30 protein-coding genes and 1 tRNA gene are annotated in these 25,495 nt (G+C 71.6%); 18 read left to right on the top strand and 13 right to left on the bottom strand.

The features are described 5' to 3' along the window. Positions 1–207 precede the first annotated feature (207 nt). Complete coding sequence (locus ACWGKI_RS16610; protein ID WP_452188421.1) at positions 208–408, bottom strand: hypothetical protein; 201 nt, start codon at positions 406–408, stop codon at positions 208–210. A gap of 163 nt (positions 409–571) precedes the next feature. Between ACWGKI_RS16610 and ACWGKI_RS16605 the strand changes: the two genes are divergently transcribed. Both ACWGKI_RS16605 and ACWGKI_RS16600 read left to right on the top strand, forming a co-directional pair. Beyond that, positions 572–886, top strand: a complete 315-nt coding sequence (locus ACWGKI_RS16605) for a hypothetical protein (RefSeq protein WP_452188419.1) — start codon at positions 572–574, stop codon at positions 884–886. Between the two features lie 154 nt (positions 887–1,040). Further along, positions 1,041–1,496 (top strand): hypothetical protein, encoded by a 456-nt coding sequence (locus tag ACWGKI_RS16600; protein ID WP_452188417.1) that lies wholly within the window; start codon positions 1,041–1,043, stop codon positions 1,494–1,496. A gap of 172 nt (positions 1,497–1,668) precedes the next feature. Here the strand turns inward: ACWGKI_RS16600 and ACWGKI_RS16595 are convergent, their stop codons facing one another. Beyond that, the gene (locus tag ACWGKI_RS16595; protein ID WP_452188415.1) at positions 1,669–1,989 is read right to left on the bottom strand and encodes a hypothetical protein; all 321 of its coding nucleotides are present in this window, start codon (positions 1,987–1,989) and stop codon (positions 1,669–1,671) included. A 68-nt stretch (positions 1,990–2,057) separates the two neighbouring features. Here ACWGKI_RS16595 and ACWGKI_RS16590 point away from each other — a divergent pair, with 68 nt between their 5' ends. The 5 genes from ACWGKI_RS16590 (at position 2,058) to ACWGKI_RS16570 (ending at position 4,621) form a co-directional block, all read left to right on the top strand. Continuing rightward, positions 2,058–2,561 (top strand): DUF6584 family protein, encoded by a 504-nt coding sequence (locus tag ACWGKI_RS16590; protein ID WP_452188413.1) that lies wholly within the window; start codon positions 2,058–2,060, stop codon positions 2,559–2,561. Positions 2,562–2,797: 236 nt separating this feature from the next. Beyond that, complete coding sequence (locus tag ACWGKI_RS16585) at positions 2,798–3,076, top strand: hypothetical protein (RefSeq protein WP_452188411.1); 279 nt, start codon at positions 2,798–2,800, stop codon at positions 3,074–3,076. Between the two features lie 295 nt (positions 3,077–3,371). After that, positions 3,372–3,506 carry a hypothetical protein gene (locus tag ACWGKI_RS16580; RefSeq protein WP_452188409.1) on the top strand — a complete coding sequence of 45 codons (135 nt, stop codon included), beginning with the start codon at positions 3,372–3,374 and terminating at the stop codon, positions 3,504–3,506. 94 nt (positions 3,507–3,600) lie between these two features. Beyond that, positions 3,601–4,059, top strand: a complete 459-nt coding sequence (locus ACWGKI_RS16575) for a hypothetical protein (RefSeq protein WP_452188407.1) — start codon at positions 3,601–3,603, stop codon at positions 4,057–4,059. Further along, positions 3,992–4,621, top strand: a complete 630-nt coding sequence (locus tag ACWGKI_RS16570) for a hypothetical protein (protein WP_452188405.1) — start codon at positions 3,992–3,994, stop codon at positions 4,619–4,621. Before ACWGKI_RS16575 ends, ACWGKI_RS16570 begins: the two co-directional genes overlap by 68 nt. A 128-nt stretch (positions 4,622–4,749) precedes the next feature. On the opposite strand, the gene ACWGKI_RS16565 is transcribed toward ACWGKI_RS16570, so the two are convergent. From ACWGKI_RS16565 to ACWGKI_RS16545, 5 genes are all read right to left on the bottom strand, one after another. Next, the gene (locus ACWGKI_RS16565; RefSeq protein WP_452188403.1) at positions 4,750–5,223 is read right to left on the bottom strand and encodes a hypothetical protein; all 474 of its coding nucleotides are present in this window, start codon (positions 5,221–5,223) and stop codon (positions 4,750–4,752) included. A gap of 75 nt (positions 5,224–5,298) precedes the next feature. Then, a complete protein-coding gene (locus tag ACWGKI_RS16560) occupies positions 5,299–5,937 on the bottom strand; it encodes a hypothetical protein (RefSeq protein ID WP_452188401.1) in 639 nt (212 codons plus the stop codon). A 441-nt stretch (positions 5,938–6,378) separates the two neighbouring features. Beyond that, positions 6,379–6,455 (bottom strand) — tRNA-Pro (locus ACWGKI_RS16555). Positions 6,456–6,546: 91 nt separating this feature from the next. Beyond that, complete coding sequence (locus ACWGKI_RS16550; protein ID WP_452188399.1) at positions 6,547–7,485, bottom strand: metallophosphoesterase; 939 nt, start codon at positions 7,483–7,485, stop codon at positions 6,547–6,549. Then, positions 7,470–9,851: a transglycosylase domain-containing protein gene (locus tag ACWGKI_RS16545; protein ID WP_452188397.1), complete on the bottom strand. Its 2,382-nt coding sequence runs from the start codon at positions 9,849–9,851 to the stop codon at positions 7,470–7,472. The genes ACWGKI_RS16550 and ACWGKI_RS16545 overlap by 16 nt, the downstream gene beginning before the upstream one ends. Before the next feature lie 119 nt (positions 9,852–9,970). Between ACWGKI_RS16545 and ACWGKI_RS16540 the strand changes: the two genes are divergently transcribed. Then, positions 9,971–10,135, top strand: a complete 165-nt coding sequence (locus ACWGKI_RS16540) for a DUF4177 domain-containing protein (RefSeq protein ID WP_139820690.1) — start codon at positions 9,971–9,973, stop codon at positions 10,133–10,135. Then, positions 10,135–10,608, top strand: coding sequence for a RidA family protein (locus tag ACWGKI_RS16535; RefSeq protein WP_452188395.1), 474 nt, complete (start codon positions 10,135–10,137; stop codon positions 10,606–10,608). Before ACWGKI_RS16540 ends, ACWGKI_RS16535 begins: the two co-directional genes overlap by 1 nt. A 207-nt stretch (positions 10,609–10,815) precedes the next feature. Here the strand turns inward: ACWGKI_RS16535 and ACWGKI_RS16530 are convergent, their stop codons facing one another. Then, positions 10,816–11,493: a Crp/Fnr family transcriptional regulator gene (locus ACWGKI_RS16530; protein ID WP_380243947.1), complete on the bottom strand. Its 678-nt coding sequence runs from the start codon at positions 11,491–11,493 to the stop codon at positions 10,816–10,818. Between the two features lie 164 nt (positions 11,494–11,657). Here ACWGKI_RS16530 and nth point away from each other — a divergent pair, with 164 nt between their 5' ends. Next, on the top strand, positions 11,658–12,392 hold the full coding sequence (gene nth / locus ACWGKI_RS16525; protein WP_452188393.1) for an endonuclease III: 735 nt from the start codon (positions 11,658–11,660) through the stop codon (positions 12,390–12,392). Between the two features lie 3 nt (positions 12,393–12,395). Here the strand turns inward: nth and ACWGKI_RS16520 are convergent, their stop codons facing one another. Both ACWGKI_RS16520 and ACWGKI_RS16515 read right to left on the bottom strand, forming a co-directional pair. After that, positions 12,396–13,331: an alpha/beta fold hydrolase gene (locus ACWGKI_RS16520; RefSeq protein WP_380243965.1), complete on the bottom strand. Its 936-nt coding sequence runs from the start codon at positions 13,329–13,331 to the stop codon at positions 12,396–12,398. Positions 13,332–13,389: 58 nt separating this feature from the next. After that, positions 13,390–14,148: a winged helix-turn-helix transcriptional regulator gene (locus ACWGKI_RS16515; protein WP_380243949.1), complete on the bottom strand. Its 759-nt coding sequence runs from the start codon at positions 14,146–14,148 to the stop codon at positions 13,390–13,392. 239 nt (positions 14,149–14,387) lie between these two features. Here ACWGKI_RS16515 and ACWGKI_RS16510 point away from each other — a divergent pair, with 239 nt between their 5' ends. After that, entirely contained in the window at positions 14,388–15,140 is a 753-nt protein-coding gene (locus tag ACWGKI_RS16510; protein WP_452188390.1) for a hypothetical protein, read from the top strand. 11 nt (positions 15,141–15,151) lie between these two features. On the opposite strand, the gene ACWGKI_RS16505 is transcribed toward ACWGKI_RS16510, so the two are convergent. Together ACWGKI_RS16505 and ACWGKI_RS16500 are read right to left on the bottom strand one after the other, a co-directional pair. Further along, positions 15,152–15,820: a YceI family protein gene (locus ACWGKI_RS16505; protein ID WP_380243951.1), complete on the bottom strand. Its 669-nt coding sequence runs from the start codon at positions 15,818–15,820 to the stop codon at positions 15,152–15,154. 208 nt (positions 15,821–16,028) lie between these two features. Continuing rightward, on the bottom strand, positions 16,029–16,415 hold the full coding sequence (locus ACWGKI_RS16500; protein WP_380243952.1) for a DsrE family protein: 387 nt from the start codon (positions 16,413–16,415) through the stop codon (positions 16,029–16,031). Between the two features lie 225 nt (positions 16,416–16,640). On the opposite strand from ACWGKI_RS16500, the gene ACWGKI_RS16495 reads away from it, so the two are divergent. From ACWGKI_RS16495 to ACWGKI_RS16485, 3 genes are read left to right on the top strand one after another with little or no spacing between them, the layout of a single operon-like run. Next, complete coding sequence (locus ACWGKI_RS16495; RefSeq protein WP_380243953.1) at positions 16,641–17,207, top strand: FABP family protein; 567 nt, start codon at positions 16,641–16,643, stop codon at positions 17,205–17,207. 10 nt (positions 17,208–17,217) lie between these two features. Continuing rightward, a complete protein-coding gene (ygfZ, locus tag ACWGKI_RS16490; protein ID WP_452188387.1) occupies positions 17,218–18,369 on the top strand; it encodes a CAF17-like 4Fe-4S cluster assembly/insertion protein YgfZ in 1,152 nt (383 codons plus the stop codon). A 34-nt stretch (positions 18,370–18,403) separates the two neighbouring features. Further along, a complete protein-coding gene (locus ACWGKI_RS16485; protein WP_380243955.1) occupies positions 18,404–19,645 on the top strand; it encodes an FUSC family protein in 1,242 nt (413 codons plus the stop codon). Between the two features lie 131 nt (positions 19,646–19,776). Here ACWGKI_RS16485 and ACWGKI_RS16480 read toward each other — a convergent pair whose 3' ends face one another. Next, a complete protein-coding gene (locus ACWGKI_RS16480; protein ID WP_380243956.1) occupies positions 19,777–21,795 on the bottom strand; it encodes an MDR family MFS transporter in 2,019 nt (672 codons plus the stop codon). A 209-nt stretch (positions 21,796–22,004) separates the two neighbouring features. Here ACWGKI_RS16480 and ACWGKI_RS16475 point away from each other — a divergent pair, with 209 nt between their 5' ends. From ACWGKI_RS16475 to ACWGKI_RS16460, 4 genes are all read left to right on the top strand, one after another. Then, positions 22,005–22,409, top strand: a complete 405-nt coding sequence (locus tag ACWGKI_RS16475) for a PadR family transcriptional regulator (protein ID WP_380243966.1) — start codon at positions 22,005–22,007, stop codon at positions 22,407–22,409. Next, positions 22,406–23,341, top strand: coding sequence for a permease prefix domain 1-containing protein (locus ACWGKI_RS16470; RefSeq protein WP_452188385.1), 936 nt, complete (start codon positions 22,406–22,408; stop codon positions 23,339–23,341). Before ACWGKI_RS16475 ends, ACWGKI_RS16470 begins: the two co-directional genes overlap by 4 nt. A gap of 151 nt (positions 23,342–23,492) precedes the next feature. After that, entirely contained in the window at positions 23,493–24,563 is a 1,071-nt protein-coding gene (locus tag ACWGKI_RS16465) for an ABC transporter ATP-binding protein (RefSeq protein WP_452188383.1), read from the top strand. Continuing rightward, positions 24,560–25,405 carry an ABC transporter permease gene (locus tag ACWGKI_RS16460; RefSeq protein WP_452188381.1) on the top strand — a complete coding sequence of 282 codons (846 nt, stop codon included), beginning with the start codon at positions 24,560–24,562 and terminating at the stop codon, positions 25,403–25,405. The genes ACWGKI_RS16465 and ACWGKI_RS16460 overlap by 4 nt, the downstream gene beginning before the upstream one ends. The last annotated feature ends 90 nt before the right edge of the window (positions 25,406–25,495 follow it).

Here is a 25,495-nt window from a genome sequence, read left to right as displayed (position 1 = left end):
ATCGAGTTCTACAACACCCGACGCCGCCACCAAGCCCTCGGCGGCCTCCCACCGACCAGCCGGCTGTAACCAACGTCGTGACCGGGTACACCTAGGCGGCTGAGACCTGGGCGCAGAACTCGACACTCAAAGGCGGGTCGGACGTTGCACCTGCTGGGGCGCACCGCAGGGCGACGGCGGCCAGCTCGGTCTCAACACCTCGAACCACTACTTGCCTGAGAGGCCCTCGAGAACGACAAAGAGGTCCGCCTCAGTCTCGAGATCACCGTCCTGGTCCAGGATCCAGTGGACCTCCTTGACGTCATAGGCGCCGTCGCGCAGCCGGACGACGTCGCCCACTCGAGGCGCACCAGCCATCTCTCGCAGTTCGTTGGACTTGCCCGGTGCGAAAAAGCCAACCTTGATCATGCGTCGAGGCTACCGGGGCAGGGCAGCGCACCCCGGGCGAAATCCACCGATTCTGAGGCGCGCCAGAATCGGGTTCTGAAGGTTTCGAAACCCGGCGCGGGCGAGGCTGCCGGCAGGACTGACGGGAGTTCAGTGAGGCGCAGCTCATGGTGAGATTGCGGTCATGTTCGTCCGCTTCCAGTCGCCACTCCCCGGCAAGCGCGGTGTACACACCGGCGTCTTCGTGCTCACCAACCTCCTCGGGTACGCGGGACGTCTTACGCCCGACGAGCATGCGACGTGGCGGGCAGGGAACGACTGGTACAACGCCGCCTACCCGAACCCGACGGACACTGACCCCACCATCTACGACGTGACTGCAAACCCGCGCGCCGCGGCGTGGTTCAAGGAGTCAGCGACCCACCTCATCGAGCGGGGTTCCGCCCTACTTGGCGATCCTCACGGCGCATGGTGTGGAATGCGTCCGGGTCGAGTCTGACGACCCGGGGCGCGTGATCTACGAGGACGACGTCCAGATCGTCGTCGTGCCCCACGACCCGACCGCGCCGACCTCGTTTCATCCCACGACCTGACGACGCCTGGCGGGCCGGCCGTGCGAGTATTCGGGTGCATCGCGAGAGATAGGGACGATCGTGGACGCGAAGCATGAGCGGTGGGCCGCCGTGGGGACAGGTGCCGTGATCGTCGCTGTGATGGCCGGAACGTGGTTGATGTGCGAGAACGTCCTCGCGTGGCGCGACACCTTCCGCCTTGAGGATCTCGCCTACGCGCGCAACCAGGTTGATGACTTCGAGGCGTACCGGTCCGGTGGTGTCTTCGAGTCCGGGACGGCGTGGGCCGCGCTGGTTATCGTGCTGATCGCCATCATGCTTGCCACCGTGGCCGGTGTACGCGCCGGCAGATGGCGTCTCACGTTCGCAGCCGTCAGTGCTGCCTGCCTCATGGCCATCGTGGCAGCCGGCGCGGCGCTGCCGTTCGGCCCGTTGGTCCTCCTGCTCTCTGCGCTACCTGCCGCGGCCGCCGTGCGTAGCCTGTCCCGGCCGGCGAACGAGCACAGCCTCGCCGATACCGAGACACGCAGCCTGTAGTCGCTGCTTCCGAGCCCGCAACCTCGGCGCCTGGTACGTCCCGCGCCCCCGTTGGTTCAGAACCGACGGCGGTCTCAACCCACCAACGCACCACTGCTGAAGGTAGGGAGGGCGCGGGTCCTGGACGTGTCGGTGTCGACCGTTCGCCGCCACGTCGTTCGAGCGCCCTGTCCTAGCGACCTGCCTCTGTCTCGCCGTCCGATGGTTCGGCAGCCGCGGGCGTCGCGACCTCGGACGGCCGCAGAGCGATGTACTGCACTTGGGTGCTCTTGATCTGGGACTCCGGGAGGATGACGTTCCGGCCTGCGTCACCGACCGGCTTGAACTCCTTGGCGCCGGGGTCCCTGCGCATGAGGTCTTCGCCCAGCAGCAGCGCCCGGTGGTCGTCGTCAGGGTCAGTATCGAAGTGCTGCAGCGTTCCCTTCCCGACGGTCCCGTCCAGGAGCTCGACGATGAGCCAGGGCTGCTCGGTGTTGGGCGGCCGTCGGCCCACGAATGCACGGGTTCTGAAGGTTCAGTAACCGCTAGCCTCGCCCGTATGAACTTCGGAACACTCGCCGCATGCCGATCGACGCCACGCTGAAACGAGTGGAGGCCGACCTCGAGCGAGGTCAGGTCCTGCCGGCGATTCAACGTCTTCGCAGCTTGGTGCGCTCGTATCCCGAACGCCTCGACGTCCGATCGCGACTCGCCGATGTATACCGCAGCCAAGATGAGTTCGCGCAGGCCGGGCGCTGGGCGTTCCTGGCCGAGGACGCGGATCCGGCCGAGCTGGCCGCGTTCGAGCGTGCCTTTCGCTCGGCGCGCGGACGGCTCGCGGCACTGGCATGGTCCGGTGACGACAGCACGCTCGGGCCGCTAGCGGCGGACCGGCTGACCGCGCTGCGAACGGACGCGAAGCGACCGGTCATCCAGCACCCTTCGCCGAAGGAGGGGCGCGACCATGTCCAGCGTGTCGTCAATGTCGTGGGATGCGCGGTGGTCGTGATCCTCGGCCTGCTCGCACTGGTCGGAATGACCGCGCTCGTAGTCCAGGGAGCGCGCGTCGTCGCCAGCTGGGTCTGACCGGTCAGAACCGAGTCTTTCGAATTCAAAACTGACCGTTTCTGACCCGGTCGCGCCGCGCGCCCGACGCGCCGGCGACACGCCGCTCAATAACCTCGTCCAAACCCCCGTCGGTTCAGAACCTCCGGCGGCGGGTTCCGCTGCCGGCGTGGCATGGCGACTTGAGCTTGTTCGTCGCGGCGGCCCGTAGCGGCAGTCGTGCAACGTGTTGTACGGCTCGGCGCTAGTGTCTGGACATGGACGACTCCACCCGCCCGGCGTATGACCGCCACCGCGACCGCGCTCGCAAGGCGATCGCACGTCAGAAGGAAGCCGCCGAGCTCGAGCGCGAGGCCCGGGCGGCTCGTGACGCTGAGGTGCTCGCCATGTTGGCGACGCCCGGGGCCTCGCTCGGCGCGGTCGCTGCCGATGTTGGACTGTCGAAGAGCATGGTCGCCTACATCGACCGCACTGCCCGTGCGAGTTTCGACAACGCGGAGCAGGCGCGTGCGTACCTCGAGCAGCACGACGCGTAACGAAGAGTTCACCGACAGGCCGCTTGGCTCCGGCGCGTCGCGCCGTGAATCCGTCGCCCGCGGCTAACACTGAGATCGACGGGGAGCGCATCGCAGCGCGTGCGAAGCGCGGTCGACAGCCCCGCGGGACAACCTCAGACCGGCCCTGCGCCGAACCGTTCGTAGGCACTGGCAACGAGTTGGCTCCCTGACAACACCCTCGCGACGAATCTCCGAAAAAACTTCCTAGCAACTGTCGGATCCTGCGTGTAGCGTGTAATGCGTTGCACGGTCCAGCGTCGGAGGGGGCTCCACCATGTTCGGTACCGGCGGCGTCGCTCAGTGGATCAAGGACAACGTGGTTCCGCTCATCCTGAGCGTCATCACGATCGGCGTCCTGTGGGCCGGCAACGCCGGCAACATCTCGAAGGCTGGAACAAGGTCGGCGTGACCCTCGTCAGGGTGGCGTTCCTGGCGATGGTAGTGACCGGTTCGTTCGACGAGGTCGGTCAGTGGCTCCTCGGACTCTTCCAGACGAGCTGACCATGGGGCTCCCGGACGACGACGAGATCTATGACGTCGACCAGACGTACCTCGGTCCGCCGGGGTACTACATCGGCCGGCTGCGCTACCGGATGATCGCGGTCACTCCGGTGGTGGTCCAGCTCGGGCTGGCCTTTCTGATCAAGACCGGCATCGGGTTCACGCGCCTGTCGGTTGCGCTGACCCTTCTCGTGGCACTGCGGCTGTCGCAATGGATCGTCGACAGGACGACGCGCGAGCGGCCGATCGGGGTATTGGTCGCGACGTTCTGGCACGAGCTCACCGCCACGGCATGCCGATGCGGGGGCAGCAGGCTCGCCAGCCCGCGGGCTTTGAAGCCATCCTCGTGCGCGACAGCAGCAGCTCGCGTCCCGGTTGCAGTCGGACAAGCTCGTGTACTTCGGGGTCGACCTCGGTTCGCGGTCGTCGGACGTCGGCCTGACCGCGCGCGCTCTTCCTGACGTCGCCCGCCGCGAGCTCGCGGCGGTGCAGCATCGCCTGGACGAGGTTGACGAGATCATGGCGGTGGCCGGCGTCGACGCGATTCCCGCGGTCGGCAACGACATGGCGTGGCTGCTGGCACGGTCGTTCGCGCTCGGCTGCCCGGCGCCGAACCAGGACACCATCGAGGAGACGCATTGGACGAAGGAAGACCTCCACGAGTTCACGGGCTCGACGTTCTGGAGCGCTGAGCCTTTGGCGGAGTCGGTGCGGATCGACTCCACTGTGGGGGAGCAGCCGATCACGCGGTGCGTCGTCGTCCTGACCGTCGGACGGATGGGGGAGTTGCACATCCCCGAGGTCGGCGAGCCGTGGATCGCCAAGACCGACAAGCTGCCCTTCCCGGTGGAGTGGTCCTTCCGTGTCGACGTGCGCTCACCGGACGAGACGTCGAAGGAGATGAACAAGCTCTCCGACCGAGTCCTCGCCCAGCGTGACCACTACCTCGAGGACCACGGCAAGCAGCTTCCGCGACAGCTCGCTCGACAGTCCGAGCGGGCCTCCGCCGTCGAGGACGAGTAGCGCTCAGGCTTCGACGGTCTGACGAAGCGCACCCGAGGGTGGGGCGCCCAGCTGCCACGTCATGAGCGGAACCAACGACTGGCATCCGGTTTGCCGTTCTCACCGTGACCATCTAGCACGAACCCGGTTCAAAGCTCTCGGTCATCCCGGCGGCTTGAGTGTGGTGCAACGCCGACCGAGGCAAGCAGGCGCCCGATCACCAACTTGTCTGCCACTTGATCGCGGATCAATCTGCCGCCACCGGTGCACGCGAGTTCCGCTGTCCTCACTACCAGGAGAACGAGCCCGTGGGCGGGGATCTCGGATCTACGACGCTCGTCGTAGATCCGCCGCTGTTCGCCGCGGTGGACTCCGCTCACGGTCAGACGGTCCGGCTTGTCAAAATGGCGTACCGGCTCGTCGTGCTGCCGTTCGTAGACCTCCACTACCAGCTTGTGTTCCGGCCAGTAGGAGTCGACAGGTAGACGAACCCGCTGCCCGCTCCTGCCCGGGTCGCCGCGCAGCCAGTCGAACCGGTGCTCCCTGCTGCCTGCCGTCCCGAGGAGTTCGTCGAAGATGTCGAGGACGTAGCCGGCTTCTCGTTGCCTGCTCTTCGCCACCATGTCCCAACCCTAGGGAGCCGCGCGCGGCCTCGCCGAGCGCTGAGCCGAGGAAGGTGATGCTCCTGCGGTCGATGACTAGTTGGTGACCTGGAACCCCAACCATCGAAGGGTGCCGCCAGGCTGCTCGTCCAAATGGCTGTAGGCACGCCAGGAAGCGATGTACGAGCCGCGTAGGTGTCGGTAGTTCCTATCGTAGGGTTGCTCGTCGGGTCCCCATGTCAGGTCGGCTGTCAGCGTCTGCCCCTCGTGGAGACGGAAGTTACGGTCTCGCGTAACCCGGGCGGACGTCGGCGGTTCCCAGAGACGCTTGTCGTTGCTTAGCAGGACCGCAAACCCATTCGTATCCGGCCTCGCGGTGACCCAATCCTCCAAGCGAGTTACGTCGTGGACGAAGTACAGCCGGGCGAGGTCTAGGGCCTCGTGACTTCGGAGACTGAACACCTCGTCTGTGACGCCGTCGTGACCGGTCCAGGTGCGGGTGACGTACTTGAACTCGATCAAACTGACCTGGTCCGCGGCGCACTGCATGTCCAGGTATGTGCGACGTTCTGCGCGCTGAGGAACCTCCAGTCGGATGCGGATGCCCCGATCAAGGTCGGCGATGGCCTGAGCAAAGGCAAACTGGAAGTCCGCCTCTGAGTGGAACACCGGACGCCGCGTGGCGAGACGCGCCATCACGTCCGGAAGCGCGAGTCGACCAGCGATGTGTGCCACGGTGCCCACGCTACCGAGGGCACCAGGTCCCGCCACGTGTCTCGAAGTGGGTACAGAGGCCAGATGCGATGGCGACTCGGCCGGCTCGATGTCGGCAGACCTGCATCAGTCACCGGCAGGGAGGCCCGCGTGCGGTCGAAGGATTCAAGGTAGTGGTTGGAGATCTTGCCGCCGCGATGCGGTTGAGGGGCAGGATCAGGGAGTGGCCGGCCGGACCGCGCCGAAAGCATGCGGGCCGATGAGCATCGTGCGGTCGAAGTGGGACAGGGATGAGTAGAGAGTGCTGCCGTGCTCGCGCGCCTGGATGCCAGCGCGGCCGTCGAGCAGTGGGGCGAGGCGCTTCCTCGTGAAACGGCACCGGCGCACAGAGCCTGTGAGCAGCTCACCGGGCAAGGCAAGAGGCCCCCTGGTCAGCGTTTCCGCTGATCAGGGGGCCTCTGGTGGTCGGGGTGACAGGATTTGAACCTGCGACCTCTTCGTCCCGAACGAAGCGCGCTACCAAGCTGCGCCACACCCCGAAGGACTTGCCCACGCATCCAGACCTTCGTCCTCGTGCGGAAGCCTGCTCAGAATAGCCGACGAACGGGCCAGGACGAAAACGAGATCCGCCTACCGGGCAGTGAACGTGAGCAACGTCGCCTCCGGGCGGCACGCGAAGCGCACGGGGGCGTACGGCGAGGTACCGGCACCGGCCGAGACGTGCAGCCAGGTGGAGCCGTTCCCGCCCCGCTCGTCGGGCCGCGGGCCGGGCCAGCCGTGCAGGCCGCTGGCCCGCCGCCGGTCGATGTCGCAGTTGGTGACGAGCGCGCCGTAGCCCGGAAGCCGCAGCTGGCCACCGTGCGTGTGGCCCGCCAGGACGAAGTCCGCCCCGTCCGCGTGCATGCGGTCCAGCACGCGACGGTACGGCGCGTGCGTGACACCCAGGTGCAGTACCGCGTCGTCCTCGTGGCCGGTCGACGGCGCGGGGAAGTCGTCGCGGTCGAGGTGCGGGTCGTCGACCCCCACGAGCGACAGACGGCGGCCGTCGGCCACGACCACGTCGCGCCGGTTGGTGAGGTCCTTCCACCCGGCGGCGCCCATCGCGTCGGCGAGCTCCTCGAACGGCAGCTCGGCCGGGCGATGGTGCGCCACCCGCGTGTCCCGCTTCAGATAACGGGCGGGGTTCTTCGGCACGGGCGCGTAGTAGTCGTTCGAGCCCATGACGAACGCGCCCGGCGCCGTGGTCAGCAGCGGGGAGAGCGCGTCGAGCAGCGGGCCGAGCGAGTCCCGGTGCGCCAGGTTGTCACCCGTGTTCACCACGAGGTGCGGCTCCAGCGCGGCCAGCGACCGCACCCACGCCACCTTGCGGCGCTGCGACGGCGTCAGGTGCAGGTCCGACACGTGCAGCACCCGGAGGTCCGGCTGTCCCGCGGGCAGCACCGGCACCGTGAACCGGCGGACCGTGAAGAGCTTCGTCTCCACGTGGGCGTACGCCAGGCCCGCGATCCCGGCCGCGGCGACGCCGCCCGCCACCCCCCAGGCGGTCGCGGCGGTCAGTTCTCGCCCCACTCGTCGGCGAGCGAACCCGTGATGGCGTCCCAGGCGGCGTTCTCGTCGGAACGACCACCCTTGCCCTTGCCGTTGTCCCCACCGTTGTCGCTGTTCCCGTTGTCGCCACCGTTGCCGGTGTCGCCGCCGGAGTCGCCGCTGTCACCCGAGTCGTCGCTCTGGTCGGAGTCGCCGCTGTCGTCCGGCGTGGACGTGCTGGGCGGCGGCGCCGTGACGCCGACCATGTTCGGGTCGGGCGCGCCGAAGTCCTCGACGGGCATGCCCTCGACGGCCTGGTCCATGTACGCCTTCCACGCGGGGGCGGCGACGCTGTTGCCGAAGAGGTGCGGGTACGAGACGCCGTTCACGTAGGCGCCGTGGTAGTGGTCCTCGTTCGGGTCGTCGGCGTTGCCGACCCACACCGACGTGGACAGGTTGGGCGTGAAGCCCGTGAACCACGTCTGGGAGGACAGCTGCGACGTTCCGGTCTTGCCGGCCACGGGACGGCCGTCGCTCAGGCCACCGCCGAGGTTCGCGGCCGTACCGCTGCTGGAGAAGACCTTCTCCATCGCGTACACCACGGTGTTGGCGACACCCTCGGGGAGGGCGTTCTTGTTGCAGTTCGCGCTCGGGACGTCGTAGTCCTTGCCGCCCGGGCCCGTGATGGACGTGATGGCGATCGGCGAGCAGTACGTGCCGCCCGAGGCGAGCGTCGCGTACATCGCGGCCATGTTCAGCGGCGAGGACTCCTGCGTGCCGATGAGCATCGGGGCGAAGATGTCGATGTTCTTCTTCTTGGGATCGACGACCTTGCCCTCCTGCGAGTTGGTCGGGCGGAAGCCCATGCTCCACGCCGTGTCCCGCAGGTCGCACAGGTTGAGCTGGTAGCCCATCGCCGCGAACGCGGTGTTGATGGACTTGTACGTCGCCTCGAGGGCCGAGATGTAACCCACCTCGACGCCCTCGGAGTTCGCCGGGGCCCACGCCGTGCCCGCCAGGTTGCCGACGCACGGCGTCTGGAAGTCGGCCGGATACCGGGCCACCTTGGTCGCGTTGACCCGCTCGGAGAGCGTGTGCCCCTCCTTGAGCCACTCCGCCAGCACGATCGGCTTGAAGTTCGACCCCACCTGGAAACCGCCGGACGCACCGTGCGTCGCGTCCGCCGCGTAGTTCACGCGCGTGGTGTTCTTGCCGCCCTCGGACGGGGTGTACGGGATGTTCTGCGCCATCGCGAGGATCTTGCCCGTCCCGGGCTCCACCGAGGCGATCGCGGACTGCAGCCCGCTGGAGTCGTCGGCGGGGACCGCCTCGCTCACGGACTTGGAGGCCGCCTTCTGCTTCTTCGGGTCGAGCGTGGTGTGGATCTCGAGGCCGCCGCGGTACAGCAGCTGCTGCCGCTCCGCCTTCGTCTTGCCGAACACCGGGTTGGTGACGATCTCCTTGGTGACGTAGTCGCAGAAGAACGCCGAGCCGCCCGCGGCGCTGCACCCGATCTCCGTCGGGTTCACGTCGAGCGTGGACTTGATCTTCGTGGCCTGGCCCTCGTCCCGCTCCTTCGTGGAGATGTACCCGAGCTTCCACATGTTCTGGAGCACCAGGTCGCGACGCTCCCGCGCCTCCTTGGGGTTCACCGTCGGGTCGAAGCGGCTCGGCGACTTCGTGATGCCCGCGATCGTGGCCGCCTCGAGGTAGTTCAGCTCGGAGGCGTGCTTGTCGAAGTAGTAGCGGGCCGCGGCCTCGACGCCGTAGATGCTGCGCGAGCCGAACTGGGCGGCGTTCAGGTAGCCCTGGAGGACCTCGTCCTTGCTCATCGTCTTCTCGAGGGAGATGGCCATCTTCGCCTCGGTGAGCTTGCGGGAGATCGAGTCCTCGCTCGCCTGGATGACGCCGAACTTGTCGCCGTCCTGCAGCGCCTGGTCGATCAGCATGTTCTTCACGTACTGCTGCGTCAGCGTCGACGCGCCCTGCGTGGCGTGGCCGGCGACGTTGTTCGCCAGCGCGCGCGTCATGCCCTGCACGTCGATGCCGCCGTGCTCGTAGAAGCGCTCGTCCTCGATCGCGATCACCGCGTGCTGCATCTGCTCCGAGATCTCGTCGAGCGGGACGACGATGCGGTTCTGCGCGTAGAACGTGGCGAGCAGCTTGCCGTTGGCGGCGTAGATGCGCGACTGCTGCGACATCGGCCGGGGCTCCAGCTCCGCGGGCACCTCGTCGTAGATGGCGACGGTGCTGTCCGCGGCCGCGTTGGCCCCTGCGACGAGCGGGATGACCAGCCCGGCGGCGAGCACGCCGCCGACACCGGCCGCGAGGACGAACGCGAGCAGGAGGGCGACGAGCTGGGTCGCCGGCATCGTGCGCGTGATGCGACGGGGGTCGGATTTGGCCATGCCCACCAGGGTACGGGCTGCCACTGTGAAGGCACGGCCACCACCGCCGTGCCCCTGTGCAGATCGTGTGGACCGGTCGTGGGAGCGTGGAGACGTCGCCCGATGGTTACGATCGCGCCATGGCTACCACGTGGGAGTACGCGACCATCCCCCTGCTGATCCACAACACCAAGGCGATCCTCGACCAATGGGGTGCCGACGGCTGGGAGCTCGTCCAGGTCGTCCCCGGCCCCGACAGCACCAACCTGGTCGCTTACCTGAAGCGCCCCTCCGGCGGCCAGTGATGAGCGCCACGTCTCCTGAGGCGCGCCTCGCCGAGCTCGGCATCTCCCTGCCGGACGTCGCCGCGCCCGTCGCGAGCTACGTCCCCGCCGTCCGCTCCGGCCAGTACGTCTACACGGCGGGCCAGCTGCCCTTCGTCGACGGCGCGCTGCCGCTGACCGGCAAGGTGGGGGAGGGAGACGGCCTCGTCGCCCCCGACGTCGCCGCCGACCTGGCGCGCACCTGCGCGCTCAACGCACTCGCCGCCGTCCGGTCACTCACCGGCACCCTCGACGGCGCGAGGATCGTCAAGGTGACGGGCTTCGTCGCCTCCGACCCGTCGTTCACCGGCCAGCCCGGCGTCATCAACGGCGCCTCGAACGTCCTCGGCGAGATCTTCGGCGACGCGGGCGTGCATGCCCGCTCGGCGGTCGGGGTGGCGGTGCTCCCGCTCGACGCCCCGGTCGAGGTCGAGCTGGTCGTCGAGGTCGGCTGAGGTTTCGTCCGCACCCGTCCCGAGGCGTCGCGCGCTTCTCCAGCGTCGACGGCCGCGAGCCACCAAGGAAGCAGACGGAAGGGGCGTTCTCCGCCCGGTCGTAGACGTTCCCGAAGTGGAGCGCCCCCTGGGGCGCGTGAACGCGACCGGGCGAAGAACGCCCCTTCCGTCTGCGGCCGCCACCAAGGTGACGACCGCAACCAAGAACTACCGAGCCCGACGCTCCAGACGGTCGATGTCCAGGAGTACCACCGCGCGACCCTCGCGACGCACCCATCCGCGCGTCGCGAAGTCCGCCAGGGCCTTGTTGACGGTCTCGCGGGAGGCGCCGACGAGCTGCGCGAGCTCCTCCTGCGTGAGGTCGTGCGCCACGCGGATGCCGTCGTCGTTGGGCTCGCCGAAGCGGGCGGAGAGGTCGAGCAGCGCCTTGGCGACGCGGCCGGGGACGTCGGAGAAGACGAGGTCGGCCAGGGTCTCGTTGGTGCGGCGCAGACGGCGGGCCAGCGCCCCGAGGAGCGTGGTGGCGACGCTGGGGTGCGCGGAGATCCACTGCACGAGGGCCTGGTGCCGCAGCTCGTAGACGAGCGCGTCGGACACGGAGGACGCCGTGGCGGTGCGGGGGCCCGGGTCGAACAGCGACAGCTCGCCGAACATCTCGCCAGGGCCGAGGATCGACAGCAGGTTCTCCCGGCCGTCGCTCGACCGGCGGCCGAGCTTGATCTTGCCCTGCGCGATGACATAGAGCCGGTCGCCGGGCTCGCCCTCGCGGAAGAGGACGTCCCCACGGGTCAGCTCGACAGGGATCATGGACTCGAAGAGCGCCTTCGTCTCCTCGGTGTCCATGTCCGCGAAGAGGGGGGCGGAGAGCACGACGGTGTCGTCCACAGGATTCCTCACGTGGTTCAGGGGCGGCCTTCCCGGTGCGGGGCCGGTCGTCCACGGGTCGTCAGCGGTGGTGTTCCAGGTCTCAGTCTGCCTCACGGCACCAAATCGCGTCGGAGTTCCGCGCCCCGGAGGCGGTGTCGGACGGCGTGGCTAGGCTCGCTGTCGTGCCGCCGACGCCGTCCTCCGCCACCACCGTCCCGCCGGGCGAGTCCCGGGTCGCCCTCGTGCGGCGGGCGCGCCGCATCGACCGTGAGCTCGCCGTGACGTATCCGGACGCGCGCGCGGAGCTGGACTTCACGACGCCGTTGGAGCTGCTGGTCGCGACGGTCCTGTCGGCGCAGACCACGGACGTGCGGGTGAACGCGACGACGCCCGCGATCTTCGCGCGCTACCCGGACGCGGCCGCCTACGCGGGTGCGGACCCGGCGGAGATGGAGGAGCTGTTCAAGCCGCTGGGCTTCTTCCGCGCCAAGACCCGGTCGGTGATCGGGCTGGGACAGGCGCTCGTCGAGCGGTTCGACGGCGAGGTCCCGGGCCGGTTGGAGGATCTGGTGACGCTGCCCGGCGTGGGCCGCAAGACGGCGAACGTGGTGCTGGGCAACGCGTTCGGCGTCCCGGGGATCACGGTGGACACGCACTTCGGCCGGCTGGCCCGCCGGTTCGGCTGGACCGACCAGGAGGACCCGGTCAAGGTCGAGCACGAGGTGGGGACGCTGTTCCCGAAGAAGGACTGGACGATGCTGAGCCACCACCTGGTCTGGCACGGGCGCCGGCGCTGCCACGCGCGGCGTCCGGCGTGCGGGGCGTGCCCGGTGGCGCGGTGGTGCCCGTCGTTCGGCATCGGCGAGACGGACCCGGTCGCGGCGCAGAAGCTCATCAAGCCCGGGCCGCGCGGCTGACGCTCAGCCGGCGCGCTCGAGGGCGTGCTGCAGCCAGTCGGTGAGCACCTTGCCGAGCTCCTCGGGGGCCTCCTCGGGCAGGAAGTGCCCGGCGCCGTCGATGAGCTCGTACCGGTAGTCCCGCGCGAGCGCTGCGCCGTCGACGGCGGCGTAGCGGGTGTCGACGAAGCCGTCGAGCGCGCCCTGCACCTGCAGCACGGGGACGTCGATCCGCTGCCGGAGCTGGGCGAGGTAGCGCCGACCGTCGGGGCGGGGTGTGGAGCGCACCATCCAACGCAGGGACTCCATCACGGTGTGCGCGGCGAACGGGATCCGCATGACGGTGCGGTAGAGCTCGTGGGCGTCCGTCCCGAGAGGGCGGGCGGCGCCGTCGCGCAGCACGCGCGACACCTGGTCGCCGCCGGTGAGCCGGCGCTCGGGCAGCGTGGGCAGCTGGTAGGCGGCGAGCTGGCGGCGGGCCAGCGGGGTCAGCAGCTGGCGGCCCGACACGTGCACGCGCCCGGGGTGCGGGGACGCGACGGCCGCCACCCCGGCGGTGACGGCGGGCTGCAGCCGCGCCATCGCCCACGCGGTCGCACCGCCGGTGCCGTGCCCGACGACGACGGCCCGGTCGTGGCCGAGGGAGCGCACCACCCCGGCGACGTCCTGGGTGCCGGTCGGGACGTCGTAGCCCGACGGCGGCTTGTCGGACGCGCCGACGCCGCGCAGGTCCATCGCCGCGACCCGGTAGCCGGCGTCGGCGAGCTGCTCGAGCTGGTGGCGCCACGCCCACCAGAACTGCGGGAAGCCGTGCAGCAGGAGGACGAGCGGGGTGCGGCCGCCGTTCGACCGGACGGGTCCGCCCAGCACCACGTGGAACCGGGCGCCGTTGGCGGGCACGAGCTCGTGCCGCCAGGGCCCGTCCACGAGGGCGCTGGAGAAGTCGCTGGAGTCCGACATCGCGGTCACCGGTCGAACCTACCCGTTGCGCCGCGCCGCAGCCCGAGGGGCGCGACGGTCAGCGCGCAGCTGCCCGTCCTGTCGCGCCCTCGCCGTCGACGTCCGCCGTGACGGACCCGTCGCCGTCGTCGCCCGGGCGGGGCTCCTTCGGCGGGTCGAACCGGTAGCCGACGTTGCGGACCGTGCCGATGAGCTGCTCGTGCTCGGGGCCGAGCTTGGCGCGCAGCCGCCGCACGTGCACGTCCACGGTGCGGGTGCCGCCGTAGTAGTCGTAGCCCCACACCTCCTGCAGCAGCTGGGCGCGGGTGAAGACGCGGCCCGGGTGCTGCACGAGGTACTTGAGGAGCTCGAACTCCTTGTAGGTGAGGTCGATCGGCCGCCCGCGCAGCCGCGCCGTGTAGCCGCCGGCGTCGATGGCGAGGTCGCCGGCCGCGATCTCCTGCGGGCCGTCGTCGACGGGGCCGCGGGCCGAGCGCTCGATGACGAGCCGCAGCCGGGCCTCGACCTCGGCGGGGGACGCGTTCTCGAGCAGCAGGTCGTCGGCGCCCCACTCGTGCGTGACGACGGTCAGGCCGCCCTCGGTGAGGACGAGGACGAGCGGCACGGTGAGCCCGGTGGCATGGAGCAGCCGGCACGTGGTGCGGGCGGCGACGAGGTCACGGCGGGCGTCGAGCATCACCACGTCGGAGTCCGGGGCGTCCACCAGGGCGGACGGCTCCATGGGCAGCACCCGGACCCGGTGGTTCAGCAGGCCCAGCGCGGGCAGCACCTCGACGGAGCCTCCCGACGCAGGCGTGAGGATCAGCAGCTCGGCCACCGGCACCTCCTCCTGGTCGTCGGACGGTCCGTTCGGCGGCGTCCGACTTCCGTCCGCCAACGTACCGCGCCTGCGTGATCGGTCACACCGCAGCCGCCCCGGCCAACGACCGGTCCCCGCAGTGTGCCCCGAACCGTGTTGCGGGCGCGTTAAGGACCGTTGACCGGACTGTGTCGTGACCGGCCGGACGACCCCGCCCCGGCGCTGGTCGAGCCGCGCCGTCTGCCACACTCGTCGTCGTGACCGTGACCACCCGCGCCGTCTGGACGGCCGTCCTCGCCGCCGTCGTCGCGGCCGCCGCGTCCCTCGACGCCTTCGGGATCCTGCCCCTGACCGGGGTCTCCGCGGCCCTGGTGGTGCTCCTCGCGATCGGCTGGGCGCCGCTGCTGCGCCTGCCTGCGGCGGGCGGGACGACGGTCGTGGTGGCCGCGGCCGGCCTCGGCGCCGTCGCCGTCGCCGCCGCGACCAGGGGAGAGCCGGTGCTGCGCGACGTGCCGCTGGTGCTCGCCATGGCCCTGGTGCTCGCGTTCGTCGCAGAGATGCTGCGGCGCGGCGGCCGGCCCCGGCTGGTGGAGTCGGTCAGCGGCACGGTGACGGGCGCCGTCGTGGCCGTGTGCTGCTCGGGCTGGGTGGCGGCGGGCCGTTCGGAGGCCGGCGCGGCGCTGGTCGTGGTGAGCGCGGTCGGGCTCGCGGTGGCGTCCGCCGTGTCGGCGACGCCGGTCGCGCGCGGGTGGGCGGGCTCCCTCGTCGGCGTGGCGCTGGGCGGCGTCGCGGCCGGCGGCACGGCGACGGTCCTCCCGACGACCGACCCGGTGAGCGGCGTGGTCGCCGGTGTCGTGACGGGCCTGGTGGTGGCGGTGCTGCGCCTGCTGTTCGAGCGGCAGCCGGCCCTGACCGGCCGTCGCGCGGTCCTGGCAGCCGTCACGACGCCGGTCGCGGTGAGCGGGATCCTGGTCTTCGTGGTGGGGCGGCTCGTCGTCGCCGTCGCCTGACGGCCCTCCGGTCAGGCGGTCGCCGGAGCCTGCCGGATGGCCTCGCCCGCGAGCTCGATGCGGACGGTCTTGGCGACGAGCACGCCGCCGGCCTCCAGCGCGACGTTCCAGGTGAGTCCGTACTTCTCGCGCGCGAAGTCGGCGGAGGCGTTGAAGCCGAAGATGTCGTTGCCGAACGGGTCGCGGCGGGCGCCGCCGAACTCCGCGTCCAGCGCGATCGGGTGCGTGATGCCGCGGATGGTGAGGTCGCCGTGCAGCACGAACTTCGCCGAGGTGCCCCCCTGGCTCGTCTGGGGGAGGGCGGCGCGGCCCGGGGTGCGGCCCTTGAGGCGGGCCCAGGAGAACATCGGGTCCTCCTCGGTGCGCCACTCGAGACCGGTGCTGCGGAACTCGATGGTCGGGTAGTTCTCGACGTCGAGGAAGTCGGCGCTGCGCAGGTGCGTGTCCCGGTCCGGGTTGTGCGTGGTGAGGGTGGCCGTCTCGAGCGTCGCGGACACGGACGACTGGTGCGGGTCCTCGGCGACGTGGATGGTGGCCGTGCCCACCGGGAACTCGCCGCGCACCGGGCTGACCATCATGTGCATCGCGAGGAAGCCCAGGCGCTTGTGCGCCTCGTCGAGCAGGTACGTGCCCGCAGCCGGGATGACGAGGTCGTTCCAGGTCCGGGTGGGCGAGGTCATGGGCGGTTCTCCGGGATCGCGACGGGGCGGCCGGCGCCCGTCGTGGCGGCGGGGGAGGGCCTCGGGACGAACGCCCGCCCCGGGCGTGGCCGGGCGGGCGTCGAGCGATTGCTTCAACATTCAATCTACGGCACCGCCCGCGCCCGGCGGGAGCCCCTCGGCGGCCGCGTGGTGCGGCTCACACCCGACGTCGGGCTGCTGGTCGGAGTCAGTACACGAGGGCCTGGGCGCCGGGGCGCAGGACCTCCTCGGCGAAGACCGCCGCACCCGCGATCCGCACCCCCGGCACGACGTCGTCCGGCCCGAGGTCGCGCCGTGCGGCGCACTGCGTGCACAGGGTGACCGTGCCGGCGGCGAGGACGGCGGCCAGCAGGTCGGCCGCGGGCGCGGCGTGCTCCAGCTCCAGGTCAGCGACCCGCCCCGGCACGGCGAACCACGCGGACTCGCCCGTCAGCCACAGGCTCACCTCCGCGCCGGCGGCGACGGCGGCCGCGGCGACGGTCAGGGCCTGGTTCGCCGCCTCCGGGCGGTCGAGACCCGACGTGGTCTTGATCACGAGCGAGCGCGCGGGGGCAGAGGTGTGAGGGGTGCTCATGGGCGGCGACCCTACTCACGTGCGCGCCGCTCGCCGCACGCGTGCCGTCGGTGCGCCCCGCGCGCCGCGTCGGCGGTGGGTGCCGGCGGGGGCGGCTGGGTAGGATCGCGGCATGTCGATCAATGCTCTCGAGGCAGTGTTCACCGGTCTGCTGGTCGTCGTGTCGGTCACGATCATCTGGTTCGCCGGCTACGTCGTCTACAAGCTGTTCCAGGGCCAGCGCTGATGCCCTTCGCCTTCCCCGAGGGACTCGCGCCCGAGGTCTACCCGCTCGCCTGGCTCGTCGGCCGCTGGCGGGGCGAGGGCGTGATCGAGTACACCGGCATCGACGAGACGCCGTTCGTGCACGACCTGGTCTTCGACCATGACGGCGGCCCGTACCTGCGCTTCGAGTCCACGCTGCGCGTGAGCTCGGCCGCGGCCGCCGACGGCGAGGGCACGGACGCGCCGGGCGACGCCGAGCCCGACACGATCTGGTCGACGGAGACCGGCTACTGGCGCGTGTCCAGCGACCGGCCCGAGGGGCTCGAGGACGACCGGCACACGCTCGAGGTGCTCGTCACCGACGCGTCGGGCCGGCTGTCCCTGTTCCTGGGCGTCGCCGGCAACGGTCGGATCGACCTCGCCACCGACTTCGTGGCCCGCACGTCCACCGCTGCCGAGGTCACCGCGGCCAAGCGGCTGTACGGGCTGGTCGAGGGGCGCCTCATGTGGGTCGAGGAGCTGGCCGCGTTCGGCCACCCGCTCGGCTCCTACGCGTCCGCCCAGCTCGACCGCGTCGAGAGCGACTGAGGGGCCGGCGATGGACTCCCCGCTGCTCGACCGGCACGGCGCGGTACCCGCCACGGGCGCCGACGCGGGCGTGGCCTGGCACTACGGCGACCCGGTGGCCGAGCAGCGCGCCCTCGCGCGCGGCGGCGCCGTCGTCGACCAGTCCCACCTGGGCGTCGTGCGGGTGGCCGGCCCCGACCGTCTGTCCTGGTTGCACTCGATCACGTCGCAGGACGTCCAGGCGCTCCCGCCGCGGACCTCCACCGAGCTGCTGGTGCTGTCGCCGCAGGGCCACGTGGAGCACGCCGCCGCCGTCGTCGACGACGGTGCCGCCACCTGGCTGATCACCGAGGCCGACCATGCCGCGCCGCTCGCCGCCTGGCTCGAGCGCATGAAGTTCATGATGCGGGTCGAGATCACCGACGCCTCCGCCGAGTACGCCGCGATCGGTGAGCCGGTCGCCGCCGAGGGCGCCGAGGGCGAGCCCGTCACCTGGTGGGACACGTGGCCGCGCGTCTCCGCGGGCGGCACCCGGTACGGCCCGCCCGAGGACGAGCACCCCGGCCTCGACCGCCCGTGGCGGCTCGTGCTCGTGCCCCGCGCCTACCTGGTGTCCGCCGTCGCCGAGCGTGAGGCCGCCGGCTGGCGGCTCGCCGGCACCTGGGCCACGGAGGCGCTGCGCGTCGAGGCCTGGCGCCCGCGGCTCGACCACGAGGTCGACCACCGCAGCGTGCCGCACGAGCTCGACTGGCTGCGCACCGCCGTCCACCTGAACAAGGGCTGCTACCGCGGGCAGGAGACCGTCGCGCGCGTGCACAACCTCGGCCGCCCGCCGCGGCGGCTCGTGCTGCTGCACCTCGACGGCTCCCAGCACGTGGTCCCCGAGGCGGGGGCGCAGGTGCTCGTCGGCGGTGCCGAGGGGCGCGCCGTCGGCACCGTGACGACCGTCGCGCGACACCACGAGCTCGGACCGATCGCCCTGGCGGTGGTCAAGCGGTCCGTGCCCGAGGACGCCGAGCTCACCGTGGTGGGCGACGTGGGCGGGCAGCCGCTGCAGCTCGCGGCGGCGCAGGAGGTCGTGGTGCCGGGCGACGGCGTCTCGGCCGACCGGCCCGAGTCCCACGGCCCGCTGACGCGCGGGCTCACCCCGCGCGGGTCGGACGCTCCGCAGAGCCTGCTGTGACGCCCTGCTCGCCCGCCGAGGTGCCGGGGGCCGCGTGAGCCGCGACACGGGGGGCGAGGGCGGCGCGTCGGTGTCCCGGCGCGCGGGGGCCGCGGCAGGCGCGGCAGCCCGCGCGGCCCTGCGCACGCTGCCCCGGCGGATCCGCCTGCGGCAGGGCATCTCGCGCGTCCGCGTCTCGTTCTGGCCGATCGTGCAGGCCGCGCTGGCGGCCGGCATCGCCTACGGGATCGCCACCGTGGTGCTGGGGCACACGCAGCCGTTCTTCGCCGCAGTCGCCGCGTGGGTCTGCCTCGGGTTCAGCTTCGACCGGGACCTGCGCAAGGTCGCGGAGGTCGCGGCCGGCGTGGCGCTCGGTGTCGGCCTGGGTGACGTCATGGTGCACGTCATCGGCTCCGGGTGGTGGCAGATCGCCCTGGTGATGGCGGTCTCGGCCACGATCGCCCGGTTCATCGACCGGGGCCCGCTGGTGACGATCCAGGCGGGGGTGCAGGCGGGCGTCGTCGTGGGCCTGCCCGCGTCCGTCGCGACGAACGGCGCGTTCGGCCGCTGGACGGACGCCCTCGTCGGCGGCGGCGTCGCGCTCCTCGTGGCCCTGCTGACCCCGGGCGACCCGCGGCGCCGCATCCGCGCGCTGGCCCTGGACGCGACGCGGGAGCTCGCGCTGACCCTGGAGTCGGTCGCGCGCGGGCTGCGCGACGGCGACCCCGACGAGCTGGCCGCGGCGCTCGTGCGCGGGCGGGCCGCGGAGAAGGTCCTGGAGGACTGGCAGGAGGTGGCGCGCACCTCGGACGACATCGCCAAGGTGAGCGTCAACCGGCTGCTGCGCGCAGAGATCACCCGCCTCGCCGCGCAGGCCGTGCTGGTGGACCGCGCCATGCGCAGCGTGCGCGTGCTCGCCCGGCGCGCGCCCGCCACCCTGCGCTCCCTGGGCGCGCTCCACGACGACGGCGACCATCGTGTGGCCACCGCGCCGCTGTCCGGCGGGCTCCCGCCGCCACCCGAGGTCGACCCCGTCACCGACCCCGTCGCGGACCTCGTCGTCCGCCTCGGGCACGGCGTGCGGCTGCTCGCGGCCGGGCTGGGCTCGGGCTCCGGGCTGGGAGAGGCGCGGGACGCGCTCCGCGACGTCGCCCGCGACATGGACCCCCGCACCGTGGGCGAGGGGCACTGGCAGGTGCAGTCGCTGGTGCTGCTGCTCCGCTCGCCCGTCGTCGACCTGCTGGAGGCCTCGGGCGTCCCGCCCGAGGAGGCGCGTACCGCCCTCCCGGAGATGTGACGGCGAGGTAGTCAGCACCCCCGCGAGGTAGTCAGCACCCCCGCGAGGTAGTCAGCACCCCCGCGAGGTAGTCAGCACCCCCGCGAGGTAGTCAGCACCCCCGCGAGGTAGTCGGGACACCCGCGAGGTAGTCAGCGTGTCTCGACGACGTCCGTGTCGTCGGCCAGGAGCTGGTGCGTGAGCTGCTCGACGAGCTCGTCGACCTCGGGCTCGTCACCGCCCGGCCACTCGGCCACGTACTCCCGCAGCCGCCGCCGCTCTGCCTCGCGGATCTGCTCGGCCTCGACGTCCCCGGCGGGCGTGCTGCGCACGGTGTCGCCGTCGACCTCCACCATCCCTCGGGCGGCCAGCCCGGCGGCGACCTCGCGCACGGTGTCCTGGGAGGTCTCCGTGCGCTCCGCCATGAGACGCACCGACCGGGTGCCCTTGAGCGACACGCGCGTCACCATCCAGGCCTCCTCCGGCGTCAGGTCGGAGTCGCGCTCGATGACCTCGTAGACGCGCAACGGGTCGAGCTTGCCCACCCGGCGCCACAGGATCAGCCGCAGCTCGTCGAGGGAGGTGCGGGCGGAGCCCAGCCCGAACGACCCGCCGGCCGCCTGCCCCGCGCTGCCGGGGCCGTCCCCGCGGGTGGCGCTGCGCAGCTCGACCTCCGGCAGGAGCCAGGTCAGCAGGAACGCGAGCACGGCCACCGGCACGGCCCACAGGAACACGATGTGCAGCGCGCCCGCGTAGGCGTCGAGGAACCAGTTCTGCACCTCGGGCGGGCACTGCACGAGGGCCTGGGTGGACGCGGCGAGCGCGCCGGGGCTGCACGGTCCCTGAGCGGCCGGCGGGATCCCGGTGATCAGCTCGTCCCCGAGGCGGTTGGCGAAGATGGTGCCGAAGACGGCGACCCCGACCGACGACCCGATGGTGCGGAAGTAGGTGGCGCCCGACGTCGCCGTGCCGAGGTCCTTGTAGTCGACGGCGTTCTGGACGGCGATCACCAGCACCTGCGTGACCATGCCCAGCCCCGCGCCGAGCACGAACATGCTCAGGCCGGCCTGGAGCGTCGTCGTGTCCCTGCCCATGAGCGAGAGCAGGTAGAGGCCGCACGACGTGATCGCCGTCCCGAGGATCGGGTAGATCTTGTACCGCCCGGTGCGGGAGATGAGCTGCCCGGAGCCGATGGACGTGAGCAGCATGCCGAGCATCATCGGCGTCATCTCGAGGCCGGACTCGGTGGGGGTGGAGCCCTTGACCGTCTGCAGGTACAGCGGCAGGTACGTGATCGCGCCGAACATCGCGAAGCCCACGACGAACCCGACGACCGCGGAGACGGTGAACACCCTGCTGCGGAAGAGGTGCAGCGGCAGCACGGGCTCGGGGGCGCGCCGCTCGACGACGACGAACGCGACGATCCCGAGGACGGCGGCGGCGATCATCACCCACACGGCGACGGAGTCCCAGGGCCAGGTGCTGCCGCCGAGGCTGGTGACGAGCACGATCGCCGTCGAGACCGTGGCGAGCAGGATGATGCCCGCGTAGTCGACCTTGGGCTTGCGGCCGGCCTCGATGTGGGGGAGCACGGAGGCGACGACGAGCAGCGCGACCACGCCGATGGGGATGTTGATGTAGAACACCCAGCGCCAGTCGAGGTTGTCGACGAAGAACCCGCCCAGCAGCGGGCCGGCGACGGACGAGACGCCGAAGACGGCGCCGAAGAAGCCCTGGTACTTGCCGCGCTCCCGGGGCGGGACGACGTCGCCGATGATCGCCTGGGACAGCACCATGAGCCCGCCGCCGCCCACGCCCTGCACGGCGCGCCAGGCGATGAGCTGGCCCATCGTCTGCGAGGTGCCGGACAGGATCGAGCCGACGAGGAAGATGAGGATGCAGGCGATGAACAGCGCCTTGCGGCCGTACAGGTCGCCGAGCTTGCCCCACAGCACCGTGGTGGCGGTGCTCGCCAGCATGTAGGCGGTGACGACCCACGACAGGTGCTCCGCCCCGCCGAGGTCGGACACGATGGTCGGCAGCGCCGTCGCCACGATCGTCTGGTCGAGCGCGGCGAGGAGCATGGCCAGCATGAGCCCGCCGAAGATGGCGAGGACCCGGCGCTGCGGCAGCGCCTGCGGCTCGGCGGTCGGTGCGGTCGGTGCGGCCATCGGTTGCCCTCCTCGGTGGGCGGACGGCGACGTCCGCGGGGGTGGAGCATGCGTCCCGCTTCGCAGGTTCGCACGGCGACGCCGGACTGCGCGCGCCGAACACGGATCTCGCGCGGGGCGGCGCGCGCATGCCGCCCGGCACCCAGGTGGTGGTGCTCGTGCAGCACCTGTTGTCGTCGAGTAGTTGATGAGATACAGTACTTGTCGTGATGCAGCGAGACGAACCTTCGACGGCGGACGACGCGTTCTCCGCCGACCTGCTGCGGGGCCACACGGACACGATCGTGCTCGCGACGTTGCGTCGCGGGGACCGCTACGGCTTCGAGATCTACAAGGCGATCCGGGACGCCACGGGCGGTGCGCACGAGATCAAGGAGGCCACGCTCTACGCGACGTACCGCCGGCTGACCAAGGACGGCCTGGTCGAGGCCTACTGGGGCGACGAGTCCCAGGGCGGGCGCCGCAAGTACTACCGGATCACCGACGCCGGCCACGCCGTCTACCGGCGCAACGTCGCCGCGTGGGTCGCCACCCGGGACGTCATCGACTCCCTCCTCCGCACGGACAGCTCCGGCGCAAACAGCTCCAGCACAGACAAGGACACCCCCCGATGACCACCGTCCACCGCCTCCTCGACGACGCGTTCGCCGGCGTCGAGCCGTCCCCCGAGGTCCAGGACCTCAAGGAGGAGATCCGGGCGAACCTCGAGGCCCGCGCCGCCGAGCTGCAGGCCGGCGGTGTCACGCCGGACGACGCGGCCCGCCGCGCCTTCGACGAGCTGGGAGACGTGCGCGCCCTCGTCGCCGACGCGCAGGCGGACGTCGCCGCGCAGACCGGCGGCGCGCCGCGCACCCCGCTGCAGGAGGCGTTCGCCGTCGCCCAGCAGCAGCGCGTGCGACCGAAGCCCCGCTTCGTCCTCGGCGTCGTCCTCGCGTCGCTGGTGCTCGTCGCCCTGGTCGCCGTCTGCCTGCTGTCGGTCCTCGGCGCCTTCGTCCTGCCGGGCCTCGTCGTGGCCGCTCTCCTGCTCACGGCGTCCAGCGCCGCCGGGTTCGTCGTCGGGTCGTCCCTCTCGCAGGAGACGACGACGAACCACCCGATGCCGTCGCGCCGCGCGGGTGGCTACTACCTCGCCACGGGGCTCACGGTCTTCGCGCTGCTCCTGGCGGCGTTCGTGCCGCTCGGGGCGTTCGCGTCGTGGGTGTACGTCGTCGCGGCGGGGCTCTTCGTCGTGGGCGGTGTCCTGTTCACGATGCTGGGCGTCACCCAGACCAACCGGAAGAAGGCGTGGGTGCGGGACGTCGCGCGCGCCCACGTCTCCGGCCACCACTACGACCGCTTCGAGCACGACCCGGTCGCCGCGGCACGGTTCGGCGTCTACACCGTCGTCATCTGGCTGGTGGCGTTCGTCGTGTTCGTCGTCCTCGGGATCACGGTCGGCTGGGCCTGGTCCTGGCTGACGTTCGTCGTCGCCCTCGCGGTGATGATGCTCGTCCTCGCGCGGATGCTCTTCATGTCGCAGGACGAGCGGCCGCACGACCAGCAGTGACGCAAGAACGGTCCCGGGCGACTGCCATCGCCCGGGACCGGTGGCTCGGGTCCGGTGCACGACCGCACCACGAGACGCACTCCCACCCTAGGGCGTGCGCCGGACCCTCCGACCGGCTGGGACCAGCCGGACGAACCCGCAAGGAGGAAGCATGCCCACGACCCCGCAGGGGTCCGTGCCGCCGACCGACGTGTCGATCGACGTGCACGGCCTGACCAAGACCTACGGCTCCGGCCGCGGCGCCCGCACCGTGCGCGCGCTCGACGGCCTGGACCTCACCGCCGCGCACGGCAGCGTGCTCGGCCTCCTCGGCCCGAACGGCGCCGGGAAGTCCACCACCGTGAAGATCCTCGCCACGCTGTCGCGACCTGACGCCGGCACGGCCCGCGTGGCCGGGCACGACGTGGTGGCCGACCCGGGCGCCGTCCGGCGCGCCATCGGCTACGTGGCGCAGCGCCCCGTGACCGACCCCATGGCCACGGGACGGGAGAACCTCGTGCTGGCCGGGCGGCTGCAGGGCCTGCGGGCGCGCGAGGCCCGGTCGCGTGCCGACGAGCTGCTCGAGCGGTTCGGCGTCGCGCACGCCGCCGACCGCCTGGTCAAGACCTGGTCGGGCGGGATGGCGCGCAAGCTGGACGTCGCCGTCGGCCTCGTGCACCGGCCGCAGGTGCTGTTCCTCGACGAGCCCACCACCGGCCTCGACCCGGAGGCCCGTGCCGCGATGTGGGCCGAGATCGAGCGGATGGCGCTCGGCGACGGCATGACGATCCTGCTCACCACGCACTACCTGGACGAGGCCGACCGCCTCGCCGACCAGGTCGTCATCGTGGACGCGGGCCGTGTCGTCACCGCCGGGACGCCCGACGCCCTGAAGGACGAGCTGCGCGGCGACGGCGTCACCGTCGAGCTCGACGACGACGCCGCGGCGTCGGCCGCCGTCCCCGTGGCGGCGCGCGTGCCCGGCGTCGTCGACGTCACCGCCGACGGGCGGGCGCTGCGGGCGCGCGCCGACGCGGGCGCCACCGCCCTGCCGACGCTGCTCACGGCGCTCGACGCCGCGGGCCTCGGCGTGCGGGCGGCGGGGCTGTCACGGCCCACGCTCGACGACGTCTACCTGCGGCACACCGGCCGCAGCCTGGAGGCCGCCAACCGTGCGGCCGGCACCGCGACGGGAACCGCCGGCGACCGTGCCGGCGCCGAGGCCACGGAGGTGGCGGCATGAGCACCCTGACGACCGACCCGACCACGACGCGCCGCAGCCCCCGCACCACGCCCGGCCGCACGGGCGTGCTCACGCAGGTCCGGCTCCTCACCGCGCGGCAGGCCAAGCAGGGCATGCGCATCCCCGTGTTCATGGTGATGAACCTGCTGCAGCCGATGATCTGGCTGCTGCTGTTCGGGCAGCTCTTCCGGTCCGTCATCGAGATCCCCGGCTTCGCCGGCGGCGCCGACGTCAGCTACCTCGAGTACCTCACGCCCGGCGTCGTCATGATGACCGCGATGGGGGGCGCGGCGTGGGCCGGCACCACCTTCGTGCAGGACATGGAGCGCGGCGTCATGGACCGCTTCCTCGCGTCCCCGACCAGCCGTGGGGCGCTGCTCGCGGCGACGATGGCGTGGTACTCGCTGCTCGGCTGCGCGCAGGCCCTGGTGGTCGTGGGCGTGGCCTGGCTCGGTGGCGCGCGGTTCCCCGGCGGCGTCGGCGGCGTGCTGGTGATGCTCGTGGCCGTCGCGCTGCTGAGCTGCCTCTTCGCCGCGCTGTCAGGGGCCGTGGCGCTGCTCACCCGGCAGCAGGAGGCGCTCATCGGCGTGTCCCAGCTGCTCACCATCCCGCTGATGTTCCTGTCCTCGGCCGTGATGGACCCGGCCCTCGCGCCGGACTGGATCGCCACGGCGGCCCAGGTCAACCCCTTCGACTGGGCGGTCGTCGTCGCCCGGGAGGCCCTCCAGGGCTTCGCCGATCCCGGCACCGTGTGGCTGCACCTGGGGCTGCTCGCCGCCGCCGTCGCCGTCCTGGGCGGCCTCGCGTCCCTGGCGTTCCGCGCCTACCGGCGCGCCATCTGACCTGCCGAGGTAGTACGAGACCTGCCGAGGTAGCGCGAGACCTGCCGAGGTAGTTCGCCCACGACGTGGCGAACGCTCGTCCTTCTCGGC

The organism is Isoptericola sp. NPDC055881, from assembly GCF_053615895.1.
This window is presented reverse-complemented; position numbering and strand designations above follow the sequence as displayed.